Here is a 591-nt window from a genome sequence, read left to right on the forward strand (position 1 = left end):
TTTTTGATATAGTAGTTTTAAGTTTGGTAACGAAATCAACTCGGGTTACAGGCTTACACTATGGATCAAACAACATGTCCTCATCTCTCCCCCCAATAAAACATAATGATCACAGTAACAAGCCAAAGGATGCTAACAATTATTTTCGCTGGTTTAAAGGAATCCATTGTTATTTCCCTCCACTGTTTTTACCTCGAAAAGCTGTACAGATTAAACAATGTCAGGAGAATATCCAACAAGCTGATGAAATGTTGTCTACATGGCAATTTAACTCGCATCTGAACTACTATTGAGTGATAATGCTAATGTTTGTTTTGTCCGTCGATGAACGAGCAGCCACATATCGGGCAACTTTTTGCTTATTAGCCATTCCTTCGGATTGAGGTTGCGGCTAAGAAGTACGAGTTTTTGCGTTCGCTTCAGGTTTTTACCGTTTTTCACTGTCTCAACTCCTTCTTCTTCTCACTTCCGCCGTTAAGCCACTGAGCCTTGATGTTTCATCTCTTCTTCAATGAGTACCGGCAGCCACTTGATTAGCCATTCTGTCGGGATGAACACGTTGGGTTGGATCGCCTGGGGCAAGTGTCGCTT

2 protein-coding genes are annotated in these 591 nt (G+C 41.6%); one reads left to right on the plus strand and one right to left on the minus strand.

Going from position 1 to position 591, the window contains the following annotated elements; translation table 11 throughout:
• Window positions 1-293: hypothetical protein (locus ACTHO6_RS21220; protein WP_440243824.1), on the plus strand; the 293-nt coding region annotated here is incomplete at its 5' end.
• Here ACTHO6_RS21220 and ACTHO6_RS21225 read toward each other — a convergent pair.
• Window positions 268-441, minus strand: a complete 174-nt coding sequence (locus ACTHO6_RS21225) for a DUF6906 family protein (protein WP_396136167.1) — start codon at window positions 439-441, stop codon at window positions 268-270. The genes ACTHO6_RS21220 and ACTHO6_RS21225 overlap by 26 nt on opposite strands.
• Window positions 442-591: the final 150 nt, after the last annotated feature.

This window comes from Brevibacillus sp. SAFN-007a (assembly GCF_051967035.1).
GTDB lineage: Bacteria > Bacillota > Bacilli > Brevibacillales > Brevibacillaceae > Brevibacillus.